The sequence below is a fragment of the Bacteroides faecalis genome (assembly GCF_003865075.1).
In the GTDB taxonomy this organism is placed as follows: domain Bacteria; phylum Bacteroidota; class Bacteroidia; order Bacteroidales; family Bacteroidaceae; genus Bacteroides; species Bacteroides faecalis.
In genome coordinates this window covers 150570-176352 of record NZ_BHWB01000010.1, presented here as the reverse complement: position 1 = coordinate 176352, position 25783 = coordinate 150570, and the positions used below count along the sequence as shown (strand labels likewise).

General features: G+C 47.2%; 32 protein-coding genes and 3 pseudogenes. 20 read left to right on the top strand and 15 right to left on the bottom strand.

Annotated features, from left to right (window positions below; translation table 11 throughout):
* The 15 genes and pseudogenes from EJF25_RS16720 to EJF25_RS16650 form a co-directional block, all read left to right on the top strand.
* Nucleotides 1–165, top strand: a pseudogene (locus EJF25_RS16720) (conjugal transfer protein TraD); the annotation flags it as partial.
* A 286-nt stretch (nucleotides 166–451) separates the two neighbouring features.
* Nucleotides 452–676 carry a DUF4134 domain-containing protein gene (locus EJF25_RS16715; protein ID WP_125042014.1) on the top strand — a complete coding sequence of 75 codons (225 nt, stop codon included), beginning with the start codon at nucleotides 452–454 and terminating at the stop codon, nucleotides 674–676.
* Nucleotides 677–686: 10 nt separating this feature from the next.
* Nucleotides 687–1019, top strand: coding sequence for a DUF4133 domain-containing protein (locus tag EJF25_RS16710; RefSeq protein WP_005776201.1), 333 nt, complete (start codon nucleotides 687–689; stop codon nucleotides 1017–1019).
* Nucleotides 1016–3521 (top strand): annotated as a pseudogene (locus tag EJF25_RS16705) (TraG family conjugative transposon ATPase). Before EJF25_RS16710 ends, EJF25_RS16705 begins: the two are co-directional and overlap by 4 nt.
* A 44-nt stretch (nucleotides 3522–3565) precedes the next feature.
* On the top strand, nucleotides 3566–3949 hold the full coding sequence (locus EJF25_RS16700) for a DUF3876 domain-containing protein (protein ID WP_008645944.1): 384 nt from the start codon (nucleotides 3566–3568) through the stop codon (nucleotides 3947–3949).
* A 30-nt stretch (nucleotides 3950–3979) separates the two neighbouring features.
* The gene (locus EJF25_RS16695) at nucleotides 3980–4609 is read left to right on the top strand and encodes a DUF4141 domain-containing protein (protein WP_004308927.1); all 630 of its coding nucleotides are present in this window, start codon (nucleotides 3980–3982) and stop codon (nucleotides 4607–4609) included.
* A 3-nt stretch (nucleotides 4610–4612) separates the two neighbouring features.
* Nucleotides 4613–5617 carry a conjugative transposon protein TraJ gene (gene traJ, locus EJF25_RS16690; RefSeq protein WP_005643924.1) on the top strand — a complete coding sequence of 335 codons (1005 nt, stop codon included), beginning with the start codon at nucleotides 4613–4615 and terminating at the stop codon, nucleotides 5615–5617.
* A gap of 31 nt (nucleotides 5618–5648) precedes the next feature.
* Nucleotides 5649–6272 carry a conjugative transposon protein TraK gene (gene traK, locus EJF25_RS16685; RefSeq protein ID WP_004308925.1) on the top strand — a complete coding sequence of 208 codons (624 nt, stop codon included), beginning with the start codon at nucleotides 5649–5651 and terminating at the stop codon, nucleotides 6270–6272.
* 5 nt (nucleotides 6273–6277) lie between these two features.
* Entirely contained in the window at nucleotides 6278–6586 is a 309-nt protein-coding gene (locus tag EJF25_RS16680) for a TraL conjugative transposon family protein (protein ID WP_117515646.1), read from the top strand.
* Nucleotides 6567–7991 (top strand): conjugative transposon protein TraM, encoded by a 1425-nt coding sequence (gene traM / locus EJF25_RS16675; RefSeq protein WP_125042013.1) that lies wholly within the window; start codon nucleotides 6567–6569, stop codon nucleotides 7989–7991. The genes EJF25_RS16680 and traM overlap by 20 nt, the downstream gene beginning before the upstream one ends.
* Before the next feature lie 54 nt (nucleotides 7992–8045).
* Nucleotides 8046–9032, top strand: a complete 987-nt coding sequence (gene traN, locus EJF25_RS16670) for a conjugative transposon protein TraN (protein ID WP_008645936.1) — start codon at nucleotides 8046–8048, stop codon at nucleotides 9030–9032.
* A 2-nt stretch (nucleotides 9033–9034) separates the two neighbouring features.
* Nucleotides 9035–9610, top strand: coding sequence for a conjugal transfer protein TraO (locus EJF25_RS16665; protein ID WP_008645934.1), 576 nt, complete (start codon nucleotides 9035–9037; stop codon nucleotides 9608–9610).
* 7 nt (nucleotides 9611–9617) lie between these two features.
* Nucleotides 9618–10490, top strand: a complete 873-nt coding sequence (locus EJF25_RS16660; RefSeq protein WP_117515652.1) for a toprim domain-containing protein — start codon at nucleotides 9618–9620, stop codon at nucleotides 10488–10490.
* 18 nt (nucleotides 10491–10508) lie between these two features.
* The gene (locus EJF25_RS16655; protein ID WP_008645930.1) at nucleotides 10509–11015 is read left to right on the top strand and encodes a DUF3872 domain-containing protein; all 507 of its coding nucleotides are present in this window, start codon (nucleotides 10509–10511) and stop codon (nucleotides 11013–11015) included.
* Nucleotides 11012–11539, top strand: a complete 528-nt coding sequence (locus EJF25_RS16650; RefSeq protein ID WP_008645928.1) for a glycoside hydrolase family protein — start codon at nucleotides 11012–11014, stop codon at nucleotides 11537–11539. The genes EJF25_RS16655 and EJF25_RS16650 overlap by 4 nt, the downstream gene beginning before the upstream one ends.
* Before the next feature lie 72 nt (nucleotides 11540–11611).
* On the opposite strand, the gene EJF25_RS16645 is transcribed toward EJF25_RS16650, so the two are convergent.
* The 10 genes from EJF25_RS16645 to EJF25_RS16600 all read right to left on the bottom strand — a co-directional run bounded on the left by EJF25_RS16645 (nucleotide 11612) and on the right by EJF25_RS16600 (nucleotide 16047).
* A complete protein-coding gene (locus tag EJF25_RS16645; RefSeq protein ID WP_008778212.1) occupies nucleotides 11612–12247 on the bottom strand; it encodes a hypothetical protein in 636 nt (211 codons plus the stop codon).
* A gap of 164 nt (nucleotides 12248–12411) precedes the next feature.
* Nucleotides 12412–12720, bottom strand: coding sequence for a hypothetical protein (locus tag EJF25_RS16640; protein WP_008645916.1), 309 nt, complete (start codon nucleotides 12718–12720; stop codon nucleotides 12412–12414).
* Nucleotides 12721–12773: 53 nt separating this feature from the next.
* Nucleotides 12774–13079, bottom strand: coding sequence for a DUF6956 domain-containing protein (locus tag EJF25_RS16635; protein WP_032567514.1), 306 nt, complete (start codon nucleotides 13077–13079; stop codon nucleotides 12774–12776).
* On the bottom strand, nucleotides 13019–13249 hold the full coding sequence (locus EJF25_RS16630) for a DUF3873 domain-containing protein (protein ID WP_008645914.1): 231 nt from the start codon (nucleotides 13247–13249) through the stop codon (nucleotides 13019–13021). Before EJF25_RS16630 ends, EJF25_RS16635 begins: the two co-directional genes overlap by 61 nt.
* Before the next feature lie 19 nt (nucleotides 13250–13268).
* The gene (locus tag EJF25_RS16625; protein ID WP_008645913.1) at nucleotides 13269–13526 is read right to left on the bottom strand and encodes a DUF8466 domain-containing protein; all 258 of its coding nucleotides are present in this window, start codon (nucleotides 13524–13526) and stop codon (nucleotides 13269–13271) included.
* A 24-nt stretch (nucleotides 13527–13550) separates the two neighbouring features.
* Entirely contained in the window at nucleotides 13551–14816 is a 1266-nt protein-coding gene (locus EJF25_RS16620; RefSeq protein WP_008645912.1) for a PcfJ domain-containing protein, read from the bottom strand.
* Nucleotides 14813–15232, bottom strand: coding sequence for a PcfK-like family protein (locus EJF25_RS16615; protein ID WP_004310304.1), 420 nt, complete (start codon nucleotides 15230–15232; stop codon nucleotides 14813–14815). The genes EJF25_RS16620 and EJF25_RS16615 overlap by 4 nt, the downstream gene beginning before the upstream one ends.
* A gap of 23 nt (nucleotides 15233–15255) precedes the next feature.
* The gene (locus EJF25_RS16610; protein WP_008019901.1) at nucleotides 15256–15477 is read right to left on the bottom strand and encodes a hypothetical protein; all 222 of its coding nucleotides are present in this window, start codon (nucleotides 15475–15477) and stop codon (nucleotides 15256–15258) included.
* 11 nt (nucleotides 15478–15488) lie between these two features.
* Nucleotides 15489–15704: a hypothetical protein gene (locus EJF25_RS16605; protein ID WP_005643957.1), complete on the bottom strand. Its 216-nt coding sequence runs from the start codon at nucleotides 15702–15704 to the stop codon at nucleotides 15489–15491.
* A 7-nt stretch (nucleotides 15705–15711) separates the two neighbouring features.
* Nucleotides 15712–16047, bottom strand: coding sequence for a hypothetical protein (locus EJF25_RS16600; protein ID WP_004310306.1), 336 nt, complete (start codon nucleotides 16045–16047; stop codon nucleotides 15712–15714).
* Nucleotides 16048–16508: 461 nt separating this feature from the next.
* On the opposite strand from EJF25_RS16600, the gene EJF25_RS16595 reads away from it, so the two are divergent.
* The 3 genes from EJF25_RS16595 (at nucleotide 16509) to EJF25_RS16585 (ending at nucleotide 20672) form a co-directional block, all read left to right on the top strand.
* The gene (locus tag EJF25_RS16595) at nucleotides 16509–17732 is read left to right on the top strand and encodes a site-specific integrase (protein ID WP_125042012.1); all 1224 of its coding nucleotides are present in this window, start codon (nucleotides 16509–16511) and stop codon (nucleotides 17730–17732) included.
* A complete protein-coding gene (locus tag EJF25_RS16590) occupies nucleotides 17729–18103 on the top strand; it encodes a hypothetical protein (protein WP_038606222.1) in 375 nt (124 codons plus the stop codon). Before EJF25_RS16595 ends, EJF25_RS16590 begins: the two co-directional genes overlap by 4 nt.
* A 1114-nt stretch (nucleotides 18104–19217) precedes the next feature.
* Nucleotides 19218–20672 carry a hypothetical protein gene (locus EJF25_RS16585; protein WP_089545425.1) on the top strand — a complete coding sequence of 485 codons (1455 nt, stop codon included), beginning with the start codon at nucleotides 19218–19220 and terminating at the stop codon, nucleotides 20670–20672.
* A 251-nt stretch (nucleotides 20673–20923) separates the two neighbouring features.
* Here the strand turns inward: EJF25_RS16585 and EJF25_RS24935 are convergent, their stop codons facing one another.
* Nucleotides 20924–21217 carry a hypothetical protein gene (locus EJF25_RS24935; protein WP_160119425.1) on the bottom strand — a complete coding sequence of 98 codons (294 nt, stop codon included), beginning with the start codon at nucleotides 21215–21217 and terminating at the stop codon, nucleotides 20924–20926.
* Nucleotides 21218–21231: 14 nt separating this feature from the next.
* Here EJF25_RS24935 and EJF25_RS25115 point away from each other — a divergent pair, with 14 nt between their 5' ends.
* Entirely contained in the window at nucleotides 21232–21387 is a 156-nt protein-coding gene (locus EJF25_RS25115) for a hypothetical protein (protein WP_004314171.1), read from the top strand.
* 360 nt (nucleotides 21388–21747) lie between these two features.
* Nucleotides 21748–22095: pseudogene (locus EJF25_RS16580) on the top strand (aldo/keto reductase); the annotation flags it as partial.
* 185 nt (nucleotides 22096–22280) lie between these two features.
* Here the strand turns inward: EJF25_RS16580 and bioD are convergent.
* The 4 genes from bioD to EJF25_RS16560 form a co-directional block, all read right to left on the bottom strand.
* The gene (bioD, locus tag EJF25_RS16575) at nucleotides 22281–22931 is read right to left on the bottom strand and encodes a dethiobiotin synthase (protein ID WP_125042011.1); all 651 of its coding nucleotides are present in this window, start codon (nucleotides 22929–22931) and stop codon (nucleotides 22281–22283) included.
* Nucleotides 22928–23725: a malonyl-ACP O-methyltransferase BioC gene (gene bioC / locus EJF25_RS16570; protein WP_125042010.1), complete on the bottom strand. Its 798-nt coding sequence runs from the start codon at nucleotides 23723–23725 to the stop codon at nucleotides 22928–22930. The genes bioD and bioC overlap by 4 nt, the downstream gene beginning before the upstream one ends.
* Nucleotides 23726–23940: 215 nt before the next feature.
* On the bottom strand, nucleotides 23941–24609 hold the full coding sequence (locus EJF25_RS16565) for a DUF452 family protein (RefSeq protein WP_125042009.1): 669 nt from the start codon (nucleotides 24607–24609) through the stop codon (nucleotides 23941–23943).
* On the bottom strand, nucleotides 24606–25769 hold the full coding sequence (locus tag EJF25_RS16560; protein WP_125042008.1) for an 8-amino-7-oxononanoate synthase: 1164 nt from the start codon (nucleotides 25767–25769) through the stop codon (nucleotides 24606–24608). The genes EJF25_RS16565 and EJF25_RS16560 overlap by 4 nt, the downstream gene beginning before the upstream one ends.
* Nucleotides 25770–25783 lie beyond the last annotated feature (14 nt).

Below are 25783 nucleotides of genomic sequence, written 5' to 3'. Positions count from 1 at the left end.
ACAAGAATAACGGAACGCCTGACCGATGATACAATGAGCGAGAGGCTTGCAAAGGCGATGGCAGTTTTCGTGGACACGGTGAACATGACCGTGACACAACAAAAGGAAAAGGTGTTCGTGATTCCCGACAACATCGAGGAGTTCGACTTCCGAAACTATGTATAACAGCTAAAAAGAATGGAAATGAAAACGTAAAATGACGACACCCATGCACACGGCGGTACAAGGTACAGCCAATCCGCAACGGACACACCCAAGTCCGTAGAAACAAACGGGCAACCACTAAACCAAAGTAAAGTAATCAAGTATCAACCGCCCTAAAAAGGACTATCCACCCTTTGGACGGCACAAAACAAGAACAGTTTATGAACAAGAACATCAGACAAAAGTTCATCATCTCTGCGGCACTTATGATTGTCGCAACCGCCTCCGCTTTGCGCAAGGAAACGGTCTGGCAGGCATCAACGAAGCCACCTCTATGGTGAGTTCGTATTTCGACCCCGGCACGAAATTAATCTACGCCATCGGCGCGGTAGTCGGGCTTATCGGCGGCGTGAAAGTGTACGGAAAGTTCTCGTCCGGTGACCCCGACACCTCGAAGACCGCCGCCTCGTGGTTCGGGGCTTGTATCTTCTTGATTGTCGCTGCCACTATCCTGCGCTCATTCTTCCTTTAATACACAATGTATGGCTGAATACCCGATAAACAAGGGTATCGGCCGTCCGGTCGAGTTCAAGGGCTTGAAGGCTCAGTACCTCTTCATCTTCTGCGGAGGTCTGCTGGCTCTCTTCGTCCTGTTCGTCATCCTCTACATGGTCGGCATCGACCAGTGGGTATGTATCGGCTTCGGCGCGGCATCGTCTTCCGTCCTTGTATGGCAGACCTTCGCGCTGAACGCCCGGTACGGCGAACACGGGCTGATGAAATTGGGAGCGGCAAGGAGCCATCCCCGATACCTTATCAACCGGCGGCGGATCACCCGATTATTCAAACGGAAACGAAAGGAAGAAACGACATGAGAAATACATCCAAAATGACAACACTGGAAAACAAGTTCCCGCCTGCTGTCGGTGGAGCATGGCTGCATCATTTCCAAAGACGCCGACATCACGGTGGCTTTCGAGGTGGAACTGCCGGAGCTTTATACCGTGACAGGCGCGGAGTACGAGGCAATACACGGCTGCTGGTGCAAGGCTATCAAGGTGCTGCCGGACTTCTGCGTCGTGCATAAGCAGGACTGGTTCATCAAGGAACGCTACAAGCCGGAACTGCAAAAGGATGACATGAGCTTTTTGAGCCGCTCCTTTGAACGACACTTCAACGAGCGTCCGTACCTGAAACACTCCTGCTATCTCTACCTGACCAAGACGACGAAGGAACGTAACCGGATGCAGAGCAACTTCAGTACGCTGTGCCGGGGACATATCATCCCGAAGGAGCTGGACAGGGAAACCGCCGGGAAGTTCATGGAAGCCGCCGAACAGTTCGAGCGCATCATGAACGACAGCGGCTTTGTCAGGCTGCGCCGCCTCTCCACCGACGAGCTTGTCGGGACGGAGAAGTCCGCTGGGCTGATAGAGCGTTACTTCTCGCTCATGCCCGAAGGCGACACGGCCTTGCAGGACATCGACCTCTCGGCAAGGGAAATGCGCATCGGTGACAACCGCCTGTGCCTGCACACCCTCTCCAACGCGGAGGATATGCCCGGAAAGGTGGCTACCGACATCCGCTACGAGAAACTCTCCACCGACCGTTCGGACTGCCGCCTCTCCTTCGCCTCCCCCGTGGGGCTGCTGCTTTCCTGTAACCACATCTACAACCAGTATGTGATTATCGACAACAGCGAGGAAAATTTGCAGAAATTCGAGAAGTCCGCGAGGAATATGCAGTCGCTCTCCCGATACAGCCGGAGCAACAGCATCAACCGCGAGTGGATAGACCAGTACCTGAACGAAGCCCATTCCTACGGGCTGACCTCGGTACGGGCGCACTTCAACGTCATGGCGTGGAGCGATGACGCGGAGGAACTGAAGCATATCAAGAACGATGTGGGCAGCCAGCTTGCCAGCATGGAGTGCGTCCCCCGCCACAACACTATCGACTGCCCGACGCTCTACTGGGCGGCGATGCCCGGCAACGCGGCGGACTTCCCGGCGGAAGAGAGTTTCCACACCTTCATTGAGCAGGCGGTGTGCCTCTTCACGGAGGAAACCAACTACCGCAGTTCGCTCTCGCCCTTCGGCATCAAGATGGTGGACAGGCTTACGGGAAAACCGTTGCACCTCGACATCAGCGACCTGCCGATGAAGCGGGGCATCACGACCAACCGCAACAAGTTCGTGTTGGGTCCTTCGGGCAGTGGCAAGTCGTTTTTCATGAACCACCTCGTGAGGCAATACTACGAGCAAGGTACGCACGTGGTATTAGTGGACACGGGAAACTCCTATCAGGGCTTGTGCGAGATGATCCGGCGCAAGACAAACGGGGCGGATGGCGTGTATTTCACCTACACGGAGGAGAAACCGATTTCGTTCAACCCGTTCTACACCGATGATTACGTGTTCGACGTGGAGAAGAAGGACAGCATCAAGACATTGCTGCTGACGCTCTGGAAGTCGGAGGATGACAAAGTGACGAAGACGGAAAGCGGCGAACTGGGCAGTGCGGTGAACGCCTACATCGAGCGTATCAGGGCTGACCGGAGCATCGTTCCCTCGTTCAACACCTTCTACGAGTATATGCGCGACGACTACCGCCGCGAACTGGCGGAACGTGAGATAAAGGTGGAGAAGTCAGACTTCAACATCGACAATATGCTCACCACCATGCGGCAGTATTACCGGGGCGGACGCTACGACTTCCTGCTCAACTCCACGGAGAACATCGACCTGCTCGGCAAGCGGTTCATCGTCTTCGAGATTGACAGTATTAAGGAGAATCGCGAGCTTTTCCCGGTCGTGACCATCATCATCATGGAAGCCTTCATCAACAAGATGCGCCGTCTGAAAGGCGTAAGGAAACAACTGATTGTGGAAGAGGCTTGGAAGGCGTTGTCTTCGGCGAACATGGCTGAATACCTGCGCTATATGTACAAGACCGTGCGCAAGTATTACGGGGAGGCAATCGTGGTGACGCAGGAGGTGGACGACATCATTTCCTCGCCCGTGGTCAAGGAAAGCATCATCAACAACTCCGATTGCAAAATCCTTCTCGACCAGCGGAAGTACATGAACAAGTTTGATGCCATACAGTCCCTGTTGGGTCTGACGGAGAAGGAGAAGTCGCAGATACTCTCCATCAACATGGCGAACAACCCGTCAAGGCTCTACAAGGAAGTGTGGATAGGACTGGGCGGCACGCAGTCGGCGGTCTATGCCACCGAAGTTAGTGCTGAAGAGTATCTGGCGTACACCACCGAAGAAACGGAAAAAGTAGAGGTGTACCGTCTGGCGGAGCAGCTGGGCGGCGACATTGAAGCCGCCATCCGGCAGCTTGCCGAAAGACGGAGAAACAAGGAATAGGCAATAAGTAAAAACAGATTCATCAACTAAAAAAGAAAATGCGTATGAGTATATCAAGAACGAAAATGCTGCAAGTCAGCAAGTGTTTAATCGGGCTGGCGGTCATGGTGTTGCAATCCTGCGATGTAGCGGACAACCGCCGTGACCTGCTTTGCGGAAACTGGGAAAGCGTAGAGGGCAAGCCCGACGTGCTTATCTACAAGGAGGGCGAAGCCTATAAGGTGACGGTGTTCAAGCGTAGCGGGCTGCGCCGCAAACTGAAGCCGGAAACCTATCTCTTGCAGGAAGAGAACGGCAACCTGTTCATGAACACCGGCTTCCGTATCGACGTGTCCTACAACGAAGCAACGGACATCCTGACCTTCTCGCCCAACGGGGACTATGTGCGCGTGAACCCGAAACCGGACCATCCGATAGGCAAGCAATAAATAATGAAATCCACTAAAATCCAAAGTAACATGAGAACAAGAATAACACTTATTATCTGCCTGTGCCTGTTTGCAGTCGGCAGGGCAAGCGCACAGTGGGCGGTGATAGACCCGTCCAACATCGCGCAGAGCATCGTGAACACCTCGAAGAACGTGGTACACACTTCCACGACCGCCCAGAATATGATAAAAAATTTTCAAGAGACGGTGAAGATTTACGAGCAGGGCAAGAAGTATTACGACGCGCTCAAATCCGTGAACAATCTGGTAAAGGACGCCCGGAAGGTGCAGCAGACCATCCTGATGGTGGGTGACATCACCGACACCTATGTGACCAGCTTCCAGAAGATGATGCGTGACGACAACTTCACGGTGGAGGAACTGGGAGCCATCGCCTTTGGCTACACCAAGCTGTTGGAGGAATCCAACGACGTGCTGACGGAACTGAAGAACGTGGTGAACATCACCACGCTCTCCATGACGGACAAGGAGCGCATGGATGTGGTGGAACGCTGTTACTCCAAGATGAAGCGTTACCGCAACCTCGTGAGCTACTACACCAACAAGAACATCAGCGTGAGCTACCTGCGTGCGAAGAAGAAGAACGACCTCGACCGCATCATGGGGCTGTACGGGAACATGAACGAAAGATACTGGTAGCCTATGAATTTCGACAACCTTCACCAGATTCTGCGCTCGCTCTATGAGCAGATGATGCCGCTATGCGGGGACATGGCGGGTGTGGCGAAAGGCATTGCCGGGCTGGGCGCGCTGTTCTACGTCGCCTACCGGGTGTGGCAGTCGCTGGCGAGAGCCGAACCGATAGACGTGTTCCCTATGCTCCGCCCCTTTGCGATAGGCTTGTGCATCATGTTCTTTCCGACGGTGGTATTAGGTACGATAAACAGCATCATGTCGCCCGTCGTGCAGGGTACGGCAAAGATGCTGGAGGCGGAAACGCTGGACATGAACCGATACCGTGAGCAGAAGGATAAACTGGAATACGAGGCGATGATGCGTAATCCCGAAACCGCCTACCTCGTGTCGAACGAGGAGTTTGACAAACAGTTGGAGGAACTGGGCTGGTCGCCCGGCGACATGGTGACGATGGCGGGGATGTATATCGAGCGCGGGATGTACAACATGAAGAAGGGCATCCGCGACTTCTTCCGCGAGATATTGGAACTGATGTTCCAAGCCGCCGCACTCGTGATAGACACCATCCGCACGTTCTTCCTCGTGGTGCTGGCGATACTCGGTCCGATAGCCTTCGCCATATCGGTATGGGACGGCTTCCAAAGCACGCTCACGCAATGGATATGCCGCTACATACAGGTCTATCTGTGGCTGCCCGTGTCGGATATGTTCAGCACCATACTGGCGAAAATCCAAGTGCTGATGCTGCAAAGCGACATCGAACGGATGCAGGCTGACCCGAACTTTTCGCTGGATTCGAGCGACGGGGTGTATATCGTCTTCATGATAATCGGCATCATCGGTTACTTCACCATCCCGACGGTGGCAGGCTGGATTATCCAAGCCGGAGGCATGGGAAGCTACGGTCGCAACGTGAACCAGACGGCAGGACGAGCCGGAAGCATGGCGGGCAGCGTGGCGGGTGCAGCCGCAGGAAACGTGGTCGGACGTGCCGGGAAACTGCTGAAATAATCAACTGACAATTAAAAACGAATAAACAACAATGGAATTTAAGTCACTCAAAAACATCGAATCATCGTTCAGGCAGATACGCCTGTTCGGTATCGTCTTCCTCTCGCTGTGCGCCGTGATAACGGTATGGAGCGTGTGGAGTTCCTACCGCTTCGCTGAGCGACAACGGGAAAAGATTTACGTGCTGGACAACGGCAAGTCGCTGATGCTGGCTCTCTCGCAGGACTTGTCGCAGAACCGTCCGGCGGAGGCAAGGGAACACGTGCGCCGCTTCCACGAGCTGTTCTTCACGCTCTCGCCCGAAAAGAGCGCGATAGAGCATAATGTGAAACGCGCCCTGCTATTAGCGGACAAAAGCGTGTACAACTACTATTCGGACTTCGCCGAGAAGGGGTACTACAACCGTATCATCGCCGGGAATATCAACCAAGTGCTGAAGGTGGACAGCGTGGTATGCGATTTCAACGGCTATCCCTACCGTGCCGTGACCTACGCCACGCAGAAGATCATCAGACAAAGCAACGTCACCGAGCGCAGCCTCGTGACGACGTGCCGCCTCTTGAACTCGTCCCGTTCGGACGACAATCCCAACGGTTTCACCATCGAGGGATTCACCATCATCGAGAACAAGGATTTACAAACCATCAAAAGGTAACGGACATGAAGAAAATCAGGAAATCATTTTGGCGTGCGTACTGGAAACTCCACGACAAAAAGAAAATGCTGGTGGCAAGGCTCAAAGGCTATCTGGACGGTTTGCCCCCGAAGACTCGCAGGCGCATCGTGCTGGCGATGCTCGCCGCCTTCGCGGTGCTTGCCATTTACACCTTCGGCAAAGCCGTTTATGACATCGGCAGGAATGACGGCAGCCGTATGGTGACAGACCATGCCGGACAAGTGGAACTGTCCGTAAAGCCGGACAACAATCATAATGTAATACCTTATTTATATGGAACAGACGAAGAATGAACCTAAAAACGAGAACAAGGCGGCTCCCGACAACGGGAAACCGAAGAACCAACGCCAAGCCGAGAGCCATCAAGCCTGCTTGAATGGCCAAGGCGCGAAGGAGGAAGGCAAAGCCAAGGAGCGCAAGCCGCTGACCGAAGCCCAAAGGCTGAAACGTCAGAAAATGATAGTGCTGCCCACTATGGTACTGGTATTTATCGGGGCTATGTGGCTGATATTCGCCCCGTCTTCCGACAAGGAGCAGCAACCGGGGACGGGAGGTTACAACATCGAAATGCCCGACGCGGACAAGGCGAACCGTCAGATCATCGGCGACAAGGCGAAAGCCTACGAACAGGGGGCGATGGAGGAACGGCAGGAGAACCGCAGCCGCGCCATGCAGGAACTGGGCGATATGTTCGACCGCGAGGTGGTGGAAACGGACGGTGGTAGGGACTTCGACCTTGCCAATCCCGGAAATGCGGAAGATGCAACAGCAAAATCATCCGCTCCGAAAACCATCCAATCCTCCGCAGCCGCCTACCGCGACCTCAATGCCACGCTCGGCAACTTCTATGAGCAACCGAAGAACGACAACGCGGAAATGGACGAATTGTTGGAGCGTATCGCCTCGCTGGAATCGGAACTGGAGAGCGAGAAAGGCAAGGCGTCCGCTATGGATGACCAAGTGGCACTCATGGAGAAGTCCTACGAGCTGGCGGCGAAGTATATGGGCGGACAGAACGGCACACAGCCACCTGTCGGACAGGCGGCGGAACCTTACCCTGTGCAGAAAACCGGAAAGAACACGGCTGCACCTGTCAGGCAGGTGACGCATCAGGTGGTATCCTCGCTCTCACAGCCGATGAGCAACGCCGAGTTTGTCGCCTCCTTCTCGCAGGAGCGTAACCGCAGTTTCAATACGGCGGTGGGCGTCACGACCGTATCAGACAAGAACACCATATCGGCGTGTGTCTATGGGGCGCAGAGCGTGACCGACGGGCAAGCTGTCAAACTCCGGCTGCTGGAGCCGATGGAGGTAGCGGACAAAATCATCCCCCGCAATGCGGTGGTGGTAGGCACAGCAAAGATTCAGGGCGAACGGCTTGACATAGGAATCACGTCGTTGGAATATGACGGCACTATCATTCCGGTGGAGCTGGCGGTGTATGACACGGACGGGCAACCCGGTATCTTTATTCCCAACTCGATGGAAATGAATGCCGTCAGGGAGGTTGCCGCCAACATGGGCGGCTCGCTGGGCAGCAGCATCAATATCTCCACCAACGCAGGGGCGCAGCTTGCCTCCGATTTGGGCAAGGGGCTGATACAAGGCACAAGCCAGTATATCGCCAAGAAGATGCGTACCGTCAAGGTGCATCTGAAAGCCGGGTATAAGGTAATGCTCTATCAGGACAGGAATTGAAAACAGAAAAAGTAACAACAATCCAATTTTTATTTACCACTAAAATCCAAAGTAATGAGAAAAGTAATCATCATGTTTGCCCTCGCTATGGGCATCGTAACTGCCAACGCGCAGGAGAACGTAACCGTTGGAAAGGACAACGGAAGTGAACAACCGACCTTGACAAAGGAGGTCTATCCGCAGAAGGAGGCGGACGGCGACCTGTATCACGGGCTGACAAAGAAGCTGACCTTTGACCGCATGGTCCCTCCGCACGGCTTGGAAGTGACCTACGACAAGACCGTCCACGTCATTTTCCCCTCGGAGGTTCGTTACGTCGATTTAGGTTCGCCCGACCTGATTGCGGGCAAAGCCGACGGAGCGGAGAACGTCATCCGCGTGAAGGCTACCGTGAGGAACTTCCCGAACGAAACCAATATGTCCGTGATAACGGAGGACGGGAGTTTCTATACCTTCAACGTGAAATATGCCTCCGAACCGTTGCTGCTCAATGTGGAGATGTGCGACTTCATCCATGACGGCGAGAAGGTGAACCGCCCGAACAATGCGCAGGAAATCTATCTGAAGGAACTGGGCAGCGAAAGCCCGATGCTGGTACGCCTTATCATGAAGTCCATCCACAAGCAGAACAAGCGCGAGGTGAAGCACATCGGCTGCAAGCGATTCGGTATCCAGTATCTGCTGAAAGGTATCTACACGCATAATGGTTTGCTCTATTTCCACACGGAGATAAAGAACCAGAGCAATGTGCCTTTCGATGTGGACTACATCACATGGAAAATCGTGGACAAGAAGGTGGCGAAGCGTACCGCCGTGCAGGAGCAGATCATCCTGCCGCTCCGTGCGCAGAATTACGCCACACTCGTGCCGGGCAAGAAGAGCGAGCGCACGGTGTTCACGATGGCGAAGTTCACTATCCCCGACGATAAATGCCTCGTGGTGGAACTCAACGAGAAGAACGGGGGGCGTCACCAGTCTTTCGTGATTGAGAACGAGGACTTGGTACGTGCCAATACCATCAACGAACTTCAAGTGCGCTGACCATGAGAAAGTACATCGCAATAATCATCGCGTCGCTTGCCCTGTTTACGGGGCAAGCGCACGCCCAGCGATGCCTGCCGAAGATGCAGGGCATCGAGGTCAGGGCGAACATGGCGGACCGCTTCAATCCCGGCGGCAACGACGGCGGGTACAGTTTCGGGGCGGCTCTCTCCACCTACACGAAAAAGGGGAACAAATGGGTGTTCGGCGGCGAATATCTGTTGAAGAACAACCCTTACAAGGACGGAAAGATACCCGTGGCGCAGTTCACGGCGGAGGGCGGATACGACTTCAAGATACTTTCCGATGCCCGTAAAATCGTGTTCGTCTATGCAGGTGCTTCGGCTCTTGCCGGATATGAATCGGTGAACTGGGGCGAAAAGGTACTGCATGACGGCTCCACGCTCCATGACCGGGACGCCTTCATCTACGGCGGTGCGCTGACGCTCGATGTGGAGTTTTACGTGGCAGACCGTATCGCCCTGCTCGCCAACCTCCGGGAGCGTTGCCTGTGGGGTGGCGACACGAGGAAGTTTCATACGCAGTTCGGGGTCGGAATCAAGTTCATCATCAACTGACACGGACATGGAACGGACGGAAATAGACATCATCAGACAAATGCCCATTGCGGTTTTTCTCGCACGGCTGGGGCATGAGCCTGTCAGAAGGAGCGGTAACGAGCTGTGGTATATCGCCCCGTATAGGGGCGAGCGCACGCCCTCTTTCCGTGTGAACGTGGCGAAACAGCTCTGGTACGACTTCGGTCTGGGCAAAGGTGGTGACATCTTCACGCTTGCCGGGGAGTTTATCGGAAGTGGCGACTTCATGGAACAAGTGAAGTTTATAGCGGGAACCTCTAATATGCAGATTGCAGAGTTTGACAAACCGACCTACATTCCGAAGCAGACAGAACCTGCCTTTGAGGGAGTGGAAGCCGTCCCTCTGCTTCGTTCTCCACTGACAGACTATCTGGCGGAACGGAGCATTCCTTACGTTGTCGCATCACGCTACTGCTGCCGACTGAATTACTGTGTGCGTGGCAAACGATATTTTGCCGTCGGTTTCCCGAACGTGGCGGGTGGATATGAGATCCGCAGCCGCTTCTTCAAAGGATGCGTGCCTCCGAAAGATGTGTCGCTGGTCAAGGCGGAAGGCTCTCCGGCTGACGTGTGCAGCGTTTTTGAAGGCTTCATGGACTTTCTTTCTGCTGCCACGTTCGGATTGGAAAAGGGTGAGTGCCTCGTATTGAACTCTGTTGCCAACGTGGAAAAGGCAATGAGGTATCTGGACGGCTACGGGTGCATAGACTGTTATCTCGACCATGACGCAGCCGGACGGCGCACGTTGAAAACGCTGAAAGGACATTATGGAGAACGTGTCTATGACCGTTCCGCTCTCTATGACGGTTGCAAGGACTTGAACGAGTATCTGCAACTGACAACCAAAAAAGAACAATAACTTAAAAATCAAATGACAATGAACATACTGAACAACAAAAACAAGAGAATATCAATCTTCAAGACGTTGGCACTCTGCCTGTTCGCTGCCGTGTCGCTCACGCTCGTATCGTGTGACGACGACATGGACATACAGCAATCCTATCCCTTCACGGTGGAAACCATGCCCGTGCCGAACAAGGTGACGAAGGGGCAGACGGTTGAAATCCGCTGTGAGCTGAAAAAGACGGGCGACTTCGCCAACACCCTCTACACCATCCGGTATTTCCAGTTCGAGGGGGAAGGCACGCTGAAAATGGACAACGGAATCACGTTCCTGCCCAATGACCGCTACCTGCTCGAAAACGAGAAGTTCCGGCTGTACTACACGGCGGCGGGTGAGGAAGCGCACAACTTCATCGTGGTAGTGGAGGACAATTTCAGCAACTCCTACGAGTTGGAATTTGACTTCAACAACCGAAACGTGAAGGATGACGGGGTTATCACTGTTGTCCCCATCGGGAACTTCAAGCCCCTTACACGATGATGCGTGTATTCATGGCTATCCTCTGTTCGCTTCTGGCGGTCTGTTCCGTGTCCGCACGGAACAGACGCCATGAGGGAACGGACGGGCAGGCGGCTATCTACCGGCTGCCGCTTTTCGAGAGGGCGGTGCGATGCACGAAGTATTTTGAGGGCTGGCATTCGGAAAAACATCACCCGTATGTAGGATATGGACATCGGTTGCAGCCGGGGGAAAGGTATTCGGCACGCACCATGACGAAGCGGCAGGCGGACGCGCTTCTGCGAAAAGACCTGCGGAAGTTCTGCGCGATGTTCCAGCAGTTCGGGAAGGATTCGCTTCTGCTTGCCACGCTCGCCTACAATGTCGGTCCATATCGACTTTTGGGTAGCGGAAAGATTCCCAAAAGCACGCTGATCCGAAAGTTGGAGGCGGGCGACAGGAACATCTATCGGGAGTATATCGCTTTCTGCAACTACAAGGGGAAACGGCACGCCATGCTGCTCAAACGGAGAAAGGCGGAGTTTGCACTGTTGTATGTACCATAAATAATAAGTACCTGACAAAAGAAAATCCGATGAAGCCGCAACTTCATCGGATTTTCTAATATATTGCTGCTATCAGATAGTTTGAGATGGCAGTTCTTTTATATGAACTACATTATATTCTTTGCCTTTCTTTATGTCAGTTATCTCAAATTTTGTTCCTCTTTCAAATTCCACTTGATATTCAGGATACGGACAATCCTCTCCATGATTATATATTTTATATATTTCATGAGCTTTTGTTTGACCTTCCGGTAAAGGCTCAATTATCCATTTTATAGAATGAGCATTATCAAAATCATCTATTGATGTCGTAAAAAAGCCATTTACGGTAAAAATATCTCCAATCCTATTATTACCACGCATAAAACCATCATTGGCATATAACACAGGGTGAGTATTTTTAGGAGCTTTTCTTAATGCACTATCTAAGTTTTGGATTAAAACTTCTGTTAAGGCATTCAATTTACGCCTATTATACAGAGGTTCTTGTATGAACCGAGAACTACCAAAGCCTTCAAGGATGACGATACTTAATGCTTCTAAATCAGTCAAATTATATTCTTTATAATGTATTTTATTGACCTCTTTCAGATGTTGCATCGCTTTTATATGAGAATTCAACAACTCAACATCTCCTCCTCGTTTATATGCAGATGGATTGTGCTGATATATTGTTTCTACAATTAGTTGTAAATCTTCTATATTCATATTAATATACAAAAAAATAACAATGCAAAATTAGCCTTTTATGGCTAATTTTACATATTCAAATAAGAATTTTATCGAAGATTGGAACAAAGGTTTCTTTGCTACTTTCTTTGTCCGCCATCATGCTCACTGAAAGAAAGTAGGCGGCTTTCGCCGCCCATCGTTCAAAAACGGGTGTAAAGCCCCGTCACCATCGTGAACATTTCCTCCAGCATATCGCAATATATCCCCTCGTGCGTTTCTATGTCTTTCGTCTTGCACTCGAATGTCTTTTTGCTGAACGTCCTGCGGTAGAAGCGCATATTGTAGAGGTCTGCCCCTGCATCATAGATGATGTCAAGGCGGTTGGCACTCGTCTTGTTCCTCGCAAGGCTCATGCGTAAGCCGTTGCCCATGTCTATGAAGTCTTTGCTTCCCGTCATGGTGGCAAAGCGTCTGCCACCTATCTGCTCCAAAATTGTCTTCGCTATCATATTCGTTGTATTTTAGGCGTTATGTTGTGGCGGTGCGGACACCGCCACAACGTTCAAAATTCAGTTTTCTCGGCTATGGGTGTGCATCTTTCCAGCCACTCTTTCAGCCACTCCATGTTATACTCGCTCGTTATGACTGCCGTATGGCTGTCAATGGCAGTAAACCTGCTACTTTCATAGTTGTCTATCCACCCCTTCAGGGTATCAACTCCCCATGCTTCGGCATCATCAAACATTCCGTCCAATGCCTTGATTGGCTCGCTGAACTTGACTATCAGCGTTTGGTAGGCAACTTCGTTCATCGCTTGTCCTCCTTTCTTTCCTTTGCCGTCAGCCACTTGTCCCGTGCGGCTCGGCACTCGTCTAACGTGGGTTTCACACAAGAGAACAATTCCCCGTCCGTGTGGCGGTAGTCGTATTGCATAAGTGTCCGCTTACGTCTGCCGATACCCGTTTGGGACTTCTCGTATTTCTCTGTCCCTGCTTGCGTGCAGGTGCTTACTCCGTTGATGGTCATCCGTGTACTCATAATCGTTATTTTTAGATGGTTAGAAATGTACTGACAACACTCTGTTCTGCATCACTATTTCGGGGTTACTCGTATAGCGTTGGTGCAGGTAGAAATGATGTGAGCCGAAGCCGTAATAAAAGAACTTGTCAAGTTCGTGTTTCTCGGCAAAGTCCTTGACGCTCGCCCTTAATTGCTCCTCACTCTGACAAAGAGTGAGGAGGTTCATAAATTCAAGGAACATCGTGGGGATTTTATCATCCCATAGGAAAACCATGCTTTCAAATCTTACTTCCATAATGTTAGTTGTTAGATGTCGATATTATGCCGCTTTCATCCGCTGGCGGATAAGGTTGGCGTTCTTGTTCACAAGGGCGATGATGCGGTCGTGGTATTCGGAGTTCTCGTTGCATACGCCACGACACTGCACCACCTCAAAAGTTTTTAGTGACACCTCTATCGTTTCAATTCGTTTTCCGTCAATGGTGGCGGATAGGATAAGGGAGTCTTTTCGTTTGTGGTAACCGCCCACACAATGGTGCATCGTCCTTCCTTCCTCTGCCATTTCTTCCACGCTCTCTATGACTTTGACGCAAATAAGGCTGTCGGTAAAGGCAAGTCCGAAGAATATGCCCTTAGCTTTCAGATATTGTTTCTCGTCCTCAATCGCTTTCCTGCGTTGCTGTTCAGTCCACTCATGTTTCCTTTGCAGGTTGCGCTTTGCCACCAACTTGTCGTGTTCAACTTTGAGGTCGGCAGGGCAAACGTATTTCGGGCTGTTTGTGTCCTTGCCGAAATGACGCAGGAGGTCTATGGTGTCACGCCACATTGAGCCGTCCTCAATGGTATAGCCGTTGCGGATACATATCTTGATTGAAGCCCAATACTCTCCAATATTGAAAGAGTGGTACAGATAGTAGCGCAACATGGGATATTGCCCTGCCTTCAACAGCGTTTCCGCACGGCTGTCCGACAATAATGCCGGTATTAGTTTGGTGGGTACAATGTCGTGGAAATTGCCGTTAAAGCCGTTTCTGCGGAGCGTCGGCAACACCTTATATCTTGGATATATCGGGGAATATGAGATATGGCGGTACGCTTCATTGTCATTGCGGATAGCAAAAGGAGAAGCGAATGAGAACGTGTCGATGTAGCATCCCAATGTGCGTGGAATGGCAACAACAGCCTTACGCCCTTGTTCATTCCACCAATACTGCCCGATTTCAAGGGCATAGGACTTGGCATTAACCCCTTTCTCCATACCCACGACAAGCAAGAACATTCGTAGCACTTGGTATTCTCCGCTTGTGGTAAGGGTTGTGAAATACTGCTTTTGTCTTACCTTGCGCTGATAGGTGAGGCAGACTTTCAAACTTGCTCCACATTCGGGACACGTACAATGCTCGGTCTGCTCCGTCATTACCCAACTATGACCGCAATCCATACAAGTGGTACGACCTTTCGGCAAGCGGTGTGCATAATGCTCCACGCAATTACGGAATGCCCAATTTATCTGTATCGGGGTTATCGGGCGTAGTTTCTTGCTTTGGGCAAGAACTGCTTTTTCAAATTTGTTTCTCGGTTTCATAAGCCAAAATCAAATAATGAGGGTTGAACTTGGGTTTCTGTTTTCGCCTTTGTCGGCTTGGTGCGGTTCTGCAACTTGCGGAGTTCCTCGTCTTGGTATCTGCGGACTGCCTGCTGACGTGCTTCTGCTTTTTCCTCTGCCGTGAGTTCCACAATGTGGTTCACCGCCACTTGGCATTGGATAGGCTTGCCCACCTCAATCTCGTTCTCGTCATAGTAGTGTACTGCTTGTCCGTATATCTCTCCGTCCGTGAAGCCGTTACAACCGCTTTTCTGCACATAGTTCAGAATGTAGGTTACGCAATCGTCAATGTTCTTGGCTGGATTGCGGTAGTTCTTCGCAAAGAGCGTGTCTTCCTCCGCACGTTGTTCCAAATACATCTGTATCGTTCTCTTGAAATGGTCTGTTCCTTTCATATCGCTGTCGTTTTTATGAGTTGTCAAATAGTATGTTTCAAAATCTCCCTCCAATAAATCGGCTCAACCTCGCTCAATAGGAAGTCTATAAAGTCCTTCCGTGCGTCCTTGTTCAGTTCGTGGTAGAGTCCACGGAACACGGACATATTGCCGTTGAGGTATGTTTCCACCATGTACTCGAAGATGTTGCCCACCTCGTAGTATCTGCATTGTTGCTCCACTGTCTTGCTTCTTCTCTTTGCCATGTCGGTAGGGATTAAAGGGTGAATAACCAAAGAATGAAGCCGAAGAACAGGATAACGGAAAGAATAGCCACGATTACCCCTATTGCCACTCGGAACACTCCGTTTATTATCTCTCTGACGATGTACCAAAGGATGCCGGACACCCAAAAGGCGGTGCGCATGATTAGGGTGCATATCGCAAGCCCTATGTATTGCGCCATTTGTCTGAAATTTACCGTTGCTGTCATAGCCGTATCATTTGTTAAGTTCCACGATGCTGTCTATCCTGCCGTATAGGAAACTGCGGAGTGCGGTCTTGTCGGTAGCCTTGTATTCCGCCCAATGTCCATACTGCTTTACAATGTAGGTTCGGAGAATGTCGGAAAAGTCAAACATCCAACCTTGCAAGGGTACTGCGCTCTTGAAATAGGTGTTGCTGTTCACGTTGCGTGTAAGCCAATCCTTTTCCTCTCGGCTCAATTTCTCACCATTGTTCAGTTTGGTGCGAAGTCCGTACACCTTGCTGCCTTGCAGGTTCTCCAAACTTGGTACTTCCCATGCCACGAATTTTGTTGCTATTGCCGTTCTCATATCCGTTTTGTTTTTGATTTTTTGTTTTTTAATGCGGATTCAAGAGCTGAGGGAGTTGAGTTTCAAACTATCTTATCTGCTTCTCGTTTATCCGACATTTTTTTTAATGCGTCTTTCTGTCGCATCGGTCGTTTTCGTTTCGGGTGCTTAAAAAGGTAGGGATTAGGGAATGCAAGGTTTTTCGGAAAAAGAATGACTAAAAAAGCAAAAAATAGCAGATTTGAGCTTTTGTTTTGAGTTTCAAGTGGTTGTGGCAGTCGTTGGCTTTTTGTGGCATTCGTGAGGAAATGCGAAAATGGCGGATTTGAGAAGTAGAAACGCTTTCAAGTCATTACCTCAAAGAAACGCTCTAATAAGCATTTTTAACGGCTTCGGTTTTTACTTCTCAATTCTGCACAGGTTGTGAATTTGCCATGCAACTCTCATGATTTAATTTTGCACAGAACAAAAAGCAAGGAATTATGAGAAGTACATTCAAGACAGTCTTCTATGTAAACGGAAGCAAGGAGAGAAACGGAATTGTCCCTATCATGGGACGTGTGACAATCAACGGAACTATCGCACAGTTCAGTTGCAAGCTGAGCGTGACCAAGGCGATATGGGATGCCAAGGGCAACAGAGCCAAAGGCAGAAGCAAGGAAGCCAATGAGGTGAACTTTGCGCTTGATAACATCAAGGCTCAAATCGCTAAGCATTACCAACGGCTTTCCGACCGTGAGGCGTTCGTTACCGCTGAAATGGTGAGAAACGCATATCAAGGCATAGGTACGGAGTATGAGACATTACTCAGAGCTTTTGACAAGGAGAACGCAGCCTTTGCCCAACGCGTGGGAAAAGACCGAGCTGTCCGAACCTACCGCAAGTATCTGACGGTAAGAAAGTACGTTGCCGAGTTCATCAAATTTCAGTACAAGCGCAGCGATATGTCCATGAATGAGCTTACCGAGGAGTTCATCCGTGATTTTTGTCTGTATTTGAAGAATGTCATTGGACTCACGCAATCTACCATTTGGATATACTCCATACCATTGAAGCATATCGTCACGGCAGCACACTACAACGGCAAGATACAGAGAAATCCGTTTGCCATGTACCACGTTGACCCAGACCACAAGGAGCGTGAGTTCTTGACAGAGGAAGAATTGGACATATTTGCAGGAATAGAGTTGGAAAATCCCAACTTTGCTTTTGCGAGAGACTTGTTTATGTTTGGTTGTTGGACAGGTATCTCTTTCGTTGACATCAAGAATCTTACAGAGGACAATGTTGCCATTATAAGTGGGTCTCCATGGATAGTTTCTCAGCGTCAAAAGACAGGCGTACCATTCAAAATTAAACTGATAGATGCAGCCATACAGATAATTGAACGTTACAAGCCATTGAGAAAAGATATGCACTTGTTTAATATTGGCTCACTTGACATGGTAAACAAGCGTATAAAGAAAGTGGCAAAAATGTGTGGCATCAAGAAGCGAATTTCATTTCATTGCTCCCGGCATTCGTTCGCAGTTTTGGCTTTAAACTACGGTATGCCGATAGAGAGTGTAAGCAAGATACTGGGACATACGGACATCGCCACAACACAAATTTACGCAAAGGTGACAAGTACTAAATTGGAGCATGACATATCAGCTTTTGAAAGTCGAATCAAGGGGCATATGCCGACAATGGGGGGAATGGCATGAAAAGGACTGTAATCACCGTGGACGGAAATGGAATGTTATCCATTCCGTCCAACTTGCAAGACTTGTGGATGAGTGAGGGTGAATTGGTTGATATGCTTCATGTCACCGCCATGAAACTCCATGCTGTGATAAGGTCAATATACAAGGATGGTTTATTGACGGTGTCGGAAGTCCAACAGAAACAGGAAACTTCCAATGGCATTTGGCAAACGTTGTATGGCTTTCCGATGATTGTTGCCCTTTGCTTCCGTATAAACTCATACGGGGCAGCTCGGTTTCGTGCCACCATCTTCAAGAGATTGTACGGGGCAAAAGAGAAAAGTAGTGTCATTATCCTACAACTCAATAGAAGAACAACCGCCTTTAGTTGAATGTCCTCTTGCTTGTTTGTTGGCTTGGCGCTGTCGTACTGTCGTGAATAAGTACTGAAGCATAAGCATGACATTCTTACTTGTAGGGGGATGAGTTCTGTTCATAAAAATGACGGACAAAACACCCCTTATTTTTGTTGAATTGTTGAATATGATGAAAGAAGTATTGAACATCAGGCATTTACGGCTCAACATATTCTCAACAAATCTCTCAACAAAAGAAAGATAATGTTGAAAAGAGAAAACCATGAACACCATTCCTTTCTTTCTTTTTTGCCCAGTAATTTGTTGTGTAGAGCTATTTGTTGAGAGTTTGTTGAGGGTATAAGTGGTTGGTTCTCATAAAGATAACACCTATCTTCAACAATTCAACGTTTTACATGCCCTCACTTGGTACGCTGTAAAATGTGCTTGTGGATTAATTGGCAACCGCTCTATTCTCCGAAATGGTTGCAGCAACGTTTCTTGGAGGCTTTGCGCCTCCAGCCACTTGGGCGAACCTCCGCAGTGTTTTAGCATGGCATTAGATTTATGCAGACTATACCGAGGACACACAGCACACTCGGCATAGTTCACAAAGGAAATCAACAACACACAACTGAAACACTTGGCAAGTTTCACACTGAAAATATCACCTTTTCCTTTGCAAACTCCATGTACAAAGTAGCTTGTGTCTGTGACCTTGTTCTTTCAATGTGGCAGCTTTGATGTTTGGCGTAAATTGAGAGAATTAAGGTCTGCAACCTTGGGCATGGAAAGCCGAAAGGCAAATATCTCGTCTTTTGTTCTTAGAGGAGGGAGCGAGGTTATGTTTTGGGAACCCCAAAACGCCTCGCTCCACCATGAGGGCGAAGAAATTTTGCTCCCAACGGTTGCAGAAAGTGAGTGTACCAACTGTAGGCAGTGCATAGAAATATGTAAATAGATTTGTCAGGTGTAGTTTATTCTTCCTTTATTTGCACAAAAGTATGTTTTGAGTGTTATAAAAAATAAAAAAATGCACTATTACGTTGATACTTTTGTATTTTTGCACTCAGTTATCTTGGACAGCAGAATTTGAAACACTGAAAATCCGTAATCTGTCTATATGTAAAATCTTTAAATTTGGATTATTATGACTAAGAAGTTTTGGTTAATAGCACTCATCGTAGCTTGCACTGTTGTATTTGGCAGTTGCGATAAGTCTGAGGAATTGAGTGTTGAGCAATGTAAGTTGGATATGAATCTATTCAACCAAACCTATACTGTTAATGATGAGGGGTGCTGTGTGCTAAAAGGGAGAAAGCCAATAGCAGCAGAAGAAATACAGAGTAAGGTCAAGGGCTATGGTTGGGAGAGTATTGCCACTTATGAGGTACAGGAAAACGGAAAGTTGAGCAAGGAGGAATTTTGGAAAGACAGATTTGGTGGCAGCCCTACACACTTTTGGTTTGAGACATCACAGCAAGCTTTTAGTTATTTTTATAGTGATGCCTTGCCAGCCTTTTGTTTCAGTCGTGTATCATGGACTTATGACATGGACAAAGGCTTCATACTGTTTGGCAGCAACAAGCAGACAACAGACAGCAGATACATGCAGATTCTTAAGCTTGACGAGTCGAATGGCAAGACCTTAATGTACACCATACAAAAATTGGGAGCGACGAGTGATGGCAGCAATGGTTACAAGTCTATATATGGCATGATTGTATATAAACGCATGACCGAAACCGATTTGGAAATGATGAAGAAAAGTTACACGTATGATACGGATATTGACCGTTCTGTTCCCGACAACTGCAAGTTTAAGATTAAGGCATACTATGCAGAAGACGACAAAGACAACACAGACCCTGTGTTTCAGACCTTCTGCCTTGTAACATTTGAGCTTACCGATGAATATGGTTTCAACTCTTCAGATAATGCCTATTACAACTACTACGATTCAATTACTTGGACGAGTGATTGTCGTGATATGCCAGATAGCTTTGGAATCATGGAACGTAAGACAAACTGTTTGAATACTTCCTATTGGTGGAGCACATACTTCTTCACGCCTCATGACAATACTATTGTCTATGCCAATGGCTATAAAGATGGCCGTATTGTCTATCAAGCCCGAAAGAGGCTCTATTTGGTGAATGATGGATTCTTTGGTTACGATTGGGATAACGTAAGGTATAATTCCAAGAACCCCGAACTAACAGAATATTGCTTGCTGGACAAGAGCCGTGAGTTTATCCTAACTCCACCTACTGCCTACAAAGAAGACATTACAAAACCGTATGCAGAGTTACGTATTGTACTGAAAGGAGCAAAAGACAAAAACGACAAGGAATATATGTTAGGCGTGCTTGAACGTGAAAGAGAAGGTCTGTTGAAGATTATGGACCAGTACTATGAAGCACATAGTACTATAAAAGAAACAGAAAAGGCTTCGCTGTGTAAAACGTTTAAGGCACTACCCGAAGATGCTGATATTAAAGCATATTGGCGTACAAAACATTCTCGCATGGTACTGATACTTAAAACTGACGGGGAAGACCCTATAAACAGTGAATACTATGTGCATGCGGAACCAATTAAATGATAAATAAGTTTAATGTGGACAACAATAGTCATAAGGCGAAGTTAATCTTTGTTTTATGACTATTGTTTTTTTGCACCAACATAGTGTGGTTTCATTTTTATTTTGTATTTTTGCAACTGTAAAGAGTTGTTAGGCAAAGCAAACATATGCATATTGCAGAAGTTGTGACTATTGCCAAATCATTACCTCTATTGAGGTTGAACACTTATAAATCGCTCATTTTAAGCTATTCAGCAGATTATAGAAGAATTTTAACGAAAAATACTACCCGAAAGGCTGGAGATTTTTCCAGAAAACAGGAGGCTTGACCTTGCTTTCCCGTACAATCCCGGAGTTACCTTTGCACCCAGCACGAAAATGACTGCCTGATGCGGCTCACTGAAAGGCGCGAAAATGGAGGTAAACGGAAGTGGAGGCAGATTAGACAGGAAAACTTCAAAAGAGAAATCCGTGAAAAAGACATCCCCAACAGAAAAGAACATAGCCGGTAGCGTGAAACTGAGCAAACCATCGGCAAGGAAGTATGTTTTTATCTGTTTGGCCAAACGTGTTTGGTCGGATGGATAAAATCATTCTTCCCGGTTTGTCTGCCGTGAGTGACGGCTTGTTCCATTTATGGAATGTGCGGTCATACACGGCTTTCCGCTTCCGGCTCAAAAGGACAACGAAAAAAGAAAAATCGTCAAAACCCCGTAAAAGCACCTCTTTGGCATAAGCACAAAAGAAAGGGGCCTTGTCTCATCAGTCTAAACTATTGTTTAGGCATGAGGCAAAGCCCTTTTCTCCGCTTATGCGGCAGTCGGCACACGTTCGTTCAAAATCTTTTTGGGCGATGGTGTGCTGACGGATAAAATCGCTTTTACGGAAAAACTTGTGTGAGAAGAAAAATCAGGAGATTCATTTCTAAATCTCCCGTTTTATTGTTACTTTTGCATACGAAGAGTTCTTTGAAGGTTACGCAACGCACAGAAGAATAATGCAGTAGATAACTAACTAATTCGTAACCTATTACTATTATGAGCGATTACCCAATGCTCATTTCCAATAAATTACACTCTTTTCGTAACTTCGGACAAACGAATATACGGTTTTTGATCCGAACAATGATAACCGTCAGACTCTGCCACGTTTCCAACCGGAAGCAATGAGAATGAATACCCGAATCGTGAATGTGCTGCAAAACTTTGGTCGTATGCGAGGTATGACTTCTGCGCAGGTAGCGCTAGGTTGGTTGTTGCAGAAGGCACCATGGATTGTACCGATTCCCGGAACGACGAAACTTTCGCATCTGGAAGAGAATTTACGTACCCTCGATTTAACATTATCCACTGAAGAATGGAAAGAACTAGAAGATGCGATTGTTGCCATTCCGGTTGTCGGAGATCGTTATAATGCTGAACAGCAACGACAGGTAGGATTTTAATGGAAAAACTGAAATTGTTAAATTACACAATATTAATCACATAGATTTCTGGAGAATAGCATATTAACTCTTTATATTTCAGTCCCTCATCGATCTATTATGTATCTGGTAGAGGATATAATATGTAGAAAGAATCTCTTCTTATACTAATAGAAGAGATTCTTTGATAATGTACAATTTAGTCTTTAAATTTCAGATATCTCAGGTACTAAAAGAAATTTAGTACCTGGAAAGTTCTTTTTCAAATAAGTACGAATGAATTCCATGGTATCATTTTGAATTGTTTTATCTTCTACAGTCGGATATAAATTATAAAGTACAGTATCTAGTGTAATGCCACGTCTTTGTATAGCTTCCAAACTTAGAAGCGTATGATTAATACTACCCAATTTACCGGAAGTGACAAAGATCAGCGGATACTGTTCTTGAGCGATGTAGTCGATAGTCAGGAGTTCTGTTGTAAGAGGTACCATAAGACCACCCGCTCCTTCAAGTAGTACATAATCATAGCGTTCACTCAATTCTTGTGTGGAACGTTTGATTTTGTCGAAGTCGATGGGGCGGTTGTCCAGACGGGCGGCGAGATGGGGAGAGGCCGGGTAAGAAAAGATTTCCGGCATGGTTAGTCCTTTCTTGTCTTCTTGTGTAAAAGGGATTCCCATGATGCGGCGGTGCAGGTCGATGTCTTCGGAATGCCCTACATTGCCGGTTTGGATAAACTTTTGTGTGATGGTTTTCTTTCCGCTATTATTCCATTCACGTGCCAGAAAACCGGTGGCATAACTTTTACCGGCATCGGTATCGATACCGCTTACAAAATATACATTCTGTTTCATACTCTTTTTTTCTTTGCTATAATATAAATTGGATGATATGTTAGAGATACTGTACTACCTTGACTGAACTTTTGGGTGTAACGTTCACAAAAGTGGTATAGATCACGACGGGTCCAGAGATGTTCTTTTGCCTTATGATCTTGTTCCGTATGTAAGGAAACAGGTGCTGACAGTCCGGTTACACCGGTTTGTTTCAGATGATAGAGCACTTTCATTGGATTCTCGAAGCGGAGAGGGATAATTTCTTCTTCTGAATATAAGATATCAAAGTGAGGAGATAAAGCTGCTTCTAACTCTTTTCGTGAACGATAAGGGAGTCCGTTTCCAGTGAGTTCCCTAACTTCTTTCATATTGTCTTTTCCAAATGTGCTGAAAGCAAAATAGCCGTCTTCGTTGAGTAAGTTGTTGCATCTCTGAAAGAACTTTTCGGGAGATTCGAACCATTGCAAGGCAGAGCAGGAAGTGATTAATGAACTACTATTAGGAAAAAAGATATTTTCTGCATCTCCCGGAAGAAAGGCAACTTGATGTTCTTTTAATAAATCTTCGCAGCAATATTTCATCTCTTCGCAAAGGTCATTCAACACCAGAGATTTTGGACGAAGACTTTGGAGCAACATACGGGAATAAATTCCTGTTCCACAGCCGAATTCAATGACATTTGGGCAAGGAGCGGACAAGTGTTCTTGAAGAAGGCGGATCATCTTGTCGGCAATTTGTCTTTGTACATTTGCTTCCTCGGAATAGGTGGTGATGGCTTTAGAGAAGCGTTCGGCAATCAATGATTTATTCATGAGCAATAATTAAAGTTTCACGCTTGATTTGCAATATTATACTTTACTTCCACAAGTGGTTTTCTTAGGCTTGGGAAGGTTAATTATTTATCCATTTGTTGAGTATTAATAGCTTATGTCTCAACTATTAATACTTCATTTCCAAGCTATTAATAGTCTATTTCTCAACTATTAATAGCCAATATCTCAATAGTTAAATGACTCGTTCGTTACTACTAGTCCGTTGAAAATAAATGTTTTAATGGTAAGTTAAAAAGCTCTTTCTGATAGTGTGCTGCATCTGTTTCTTCTATCATATCTACTTTGTCTTTCCATGCCTGCCATTGATTTTCCGGAAGGAAAATACGATCATTCTTTCCAATGACAACTTTCTGCCAAATGAATGAAGAAGGAGGTAAAGCCAGATACAAACATTGAATGGCAGCTAGTTCATCTTTTAGTTCTTCAACAGGGCGTCGTGGGGCTACTGATAGAAACTCTTTATATTCAACCGCTGAACCGCACATTCTCCTTTGGAATTTAAGTAGTGTCTGTTCATTTAAGCCTTGAAGTGTTCCTTCAAAAATTGAGTGTGCAATACCTCGTGTGTCGTCTATCGGATAAAGTGTGCCGTTGAGAACAATACTATGGACAATCGGTAGATGGGGAAATCGTTGCATAATCTGTGAGGCTACCCATACTCCCATTGACCAGGCAATCAGTGTGATATGAGAGTATTTTTGAATAAGAGTATCGTCAAAATTCAATGAACGGTAGTCATAACAGATCATCAAATCACAATCATTGGAATGAATTTGTTGAAATGGCGTTTCGTCCATTCCCCACCCTGCGAAGAAGAGAATCAGGTGTGGATGACTATTCTTGATTAAAAATTCCTGTATCATTTGTTTAGAATAGAATTTATTAATTCATCAATTTCTTTTTCAGTGATATCTGCTGTTAATGAGAAACGGATGCGGGAAGTTCCTTCAGGAACTGTTGGCGGACGAACAGGCAAAGCATAAAATCCTTTTCGTTGAAGTTCTTCTGCTTTAAGAATAGTGTCTTTGCTGTCGCCTACCACCATAGGTACAATGTGGCTGACAGAAGGGCAAACATATCCTTTGCAAGTGAGAACTTCTTTAAGTTTTCGGCTAATCCGTAGTAAATGTTGCCTCTTTTCCTGAAAACTTGATAAGCGTTCTAAAATAAAAGAAGTCCATTGCACATTGACAGGTGGAAGGGCTGTTGTGAAAATAAATGTCCTCATCTTGTTGATGAGGTAATCGCGTATCACACTGCGACAAGCGACATAAGCACCTGCAGAAGCGATTGCTTTTCCGAAAGTTCCAACCAGAAAATCTATATCGTTTATACAGTTTTGTTCTTCGGCACAGCCTAACCCTTTTTCTCCGCGTACACCAAAAGCGTGAGCTTCATCGACATATAATAGGACATTCGAATAGTTTTGTTTGAACTTGACTAAAGTTGAAAGATCAGCTTCGTCACCGTCCATACTAAAGATACTTTCGGTGACGATGATGATTTTATCAAAGTGATTGTGATTTTCTTCTATTAATCTTTTCAATTGTGATAAGTCGTTGTGCCGATACCGGATACACTTTGCAGCTGATAGACGGATACCATCTATCAGGCTGGCGTGAACCAACTTGTCTGCCAAGAGCAGTGTATGGATATCACTGACAGCCGGAAGAATTCCGGTATTTGCATGATAACCGCTATTGAATACTAATGCACTTTCCGTACCGAATATATCTGCTAATTGTTGTTCCAATTCTTGATAGGCTGTGAAATTGCCTGTCAGTAGACGTGAAGAAGAAGAAGTTGGCAGAAATGTTTGAGGAGTCAAAGTTTCTAAAAACTCATTTCTTAGGGACAGGTCATTCGCCAGGCCCAAATAGTCATTGGAAGAGAGGTTCAGCATTCGCTGTCCGTTCACGACTACTTCACCCTTGTCGTGAATAAGTTGAGGAAGGGAACGGAAATTTCTTTTTTCTTTTAAAATTTGTAATTCTTCTTGTATTGAATTGATAAAATCATTCATATGGTAGTTGCTTA

Excerpts from the sequence above, each read along its gene's own strand:
- EJF25_RS16710 (WP_005776201.1), top strand. The coding sequence starts at position 687 with ATGGCTGAATACCCGATAAACAAGGGTATCGGCCGTCCGGTCGAGTTC.
- EJF25_RS16700 (WP_008645944.1), top strand. The coding sequence starts at position 3,566 with ATGAGTATATCAAGAACGAAAATGCTGCAAGTCAGCAAGTGTTTAATC.
- EJF25_RS16695 (WP_004308927.1), top strand. The coding sequence starts at position 3,980 with ATGAGAACAAGAATAACACTTATTATCTGCCTGTGCCTGTTTGCAGTC.
- traJ (WP_005643924.1), top strand. The coding sequence starts at position 4,613 with ATGAATTTCGACAACCTTCACCAGATTCTGCGCTCGCTCTATGAGCAG.
- traK (WP_004308925.1), top strand. The coding sequence starts at position 5,649 with ATGGAATTTAAGTCACTCAAAAACATCGAATCATCGTTCAGGCAGATA.
- EJF25_RS16680 (WP_117515646.1), top strand. The coding sequence starts at position 6,278 with ATGAAGAAAATCAGGAAATCATTTTGGCGTGCGTACTGGAAACTCCAC.
- traM (WP_125042013.1), top strand. The coding sequence starts at position 6,567 with ATGGAACAGACGAAGAATGAACCTAAAAACGAGAACAAGGCGGCTCCC.
- traN (WP_008645936.1), top strand. The coding sequence starts at position 8,046 with ATGAGAAAAGTAATCATCATGTTTGCCCTCGCTATGGGCATCGTAACT.
- EJF25_RS16665 (WP_008645934.1), top strand. The coding sequence starts at position 9,035 with ATGAGAAAGTACATCGCAATAATCATCGCGTCGCTTGCCCTGTTTACG.
- EJF25_RS16660 (WP_117515652.1), top strand. The coding sequence starts at position 9,618 with ATGGAACGGACGGAAATAGACATCATCAGACAAATGCCCATTGCGGTT.
- EJF25_RS16655 (WP_008645930.1), top strand. The coding sequence starts at position 10,509 with ATGAACATACTGAACAACAAAAACAAGAGAATATCAATCTTCAAGACG.
- EJF25_RS16650 (WP_008645928.1), top strand. The coding sequence starts at position 11,012 with ATGATGCGTGTATTCATGGCTATCCTCTGTTCGCTTCTGGCGGTCTGT.
- EJF25_RS16645 (WP_008778212.1), bottom strand. The coding sequence starts at position 12,247 with ATGAATATAGAAGATTTACAACTAATTGTAGAAACAATATATCAGCAC.
- EJF25_RS16640 (WP_008645916.1), bottom strand. The coding sequence starts at position 12,720 with ATGATAGCGAAGACAATTTTGGAGCAGATAGGTGGCAGACGCTTTGCC.
- EJF25_RS16630 (WP_008645914.1), bottom strand. The coding sequence starts at position 13,249 with ATGAGTACACGGATGACCATCAACGGAGTAAGCACCTGCACGCAAGCA.
- EJF25_RS16625 (WP_008645913.1), bottom strand. The coding sequence starts at position 13,526 with ATGGAAGTAAGATTTGAAAGCATGGTTTTCCTATGGGATGATAAAATC.
- EJF25_RS16620 (WP_008645912.1), bottom strand. The coding sequence starts at position 14,816 with ATGAAACCGAGAAACAAATTTGAAAAAGCAGTTCTTGCCCAAAGCAAG.
- EJF25_RS16615 (WP_004310304.1), bottom strand. The coding sequence starts at position 15,232 with ATGAAAGGAACAGACCATTTCAAGAGAACGATACAGATGTATTTGGAA.
- EJF25_RS16610 (WP_008019901.1), bottom strand. The coding sequence starts at position 15,477 with ATGGCAAAGAGAAGAAGCAAGACAGTGGAGCAACAATGCAGATACTAC.
- EJF25_RS16605 (WP_005643957.1), bottom strand. The coding sequence starts at position 15,704 with ATGACAGCAACGGTAAATTTCAGACAAATGGCGCAATACATAGGGCTT.
- EJF25_RS16600 (WP_004310306.1), bottom strand. The coding sequence starts at position 16,047 with ATGAGAACGGCAATAGCAACAAAATTCGTGGCATGGGAAGTACCAAGT.
- EJF25_RS16595 (WP_125042012.1), top strand. The coding sequence starts at position 16,509 with ATGAGAAGTACATTCAAGACAGTCTTCTATGTAAACGGAAGCAAGGAG.
- EJF25_RS16590 (WP_038606222.1), top strand. The coding sequence starts at position 17,729 with ATGAAAAGGACTGTAATCACCGTGGACGGAAATGGAATGTTATCCATT.
- EJF25_RS16585 (WP_089545425.1), top strand. The coding sequence starts at position 19,218 with ATGACTAAGAAGTTTTGGTTAATAGCACTCATCGTAGCTTGCACTGTT.
- EJF25_RS25115 (WP_004314171.1), top strand. The coding sequence starts at position 21,232 with ATGGATAAAATCATTCTTCCCGGTTTGTCTGCCGTGAGTGACGGCTTG.
- bioD (WP_125042011.1), bottom strand. The coding sequence starts at position 22,931 with ATGAAACAGAATGTATATTTTGTAAGCGGTATCGATACCGATGCCGGT.
- bioC (WP_125042010.1), bottom strand. The coding sequence starts at position 23,725 with ATGAATAAATCATTGATTGCCGAACGCTTCTCTAAAGCCATCACCACC.
- EJF25_RS16565 (WP_125042009.1), bottom strand. The coding sequence starts at position 24,609 with ATGATACAGGAATTTTTAATCAAGAATAGTCATCCACACCTGATTCTC.
- EJF25_RS16560 (WP_125042008.1), bottom strand. The coding sequence starts at position 25,769 with ATGAATGATTTTATCAATTCAATACAAGAAGAATTACAAATTTTAAAA.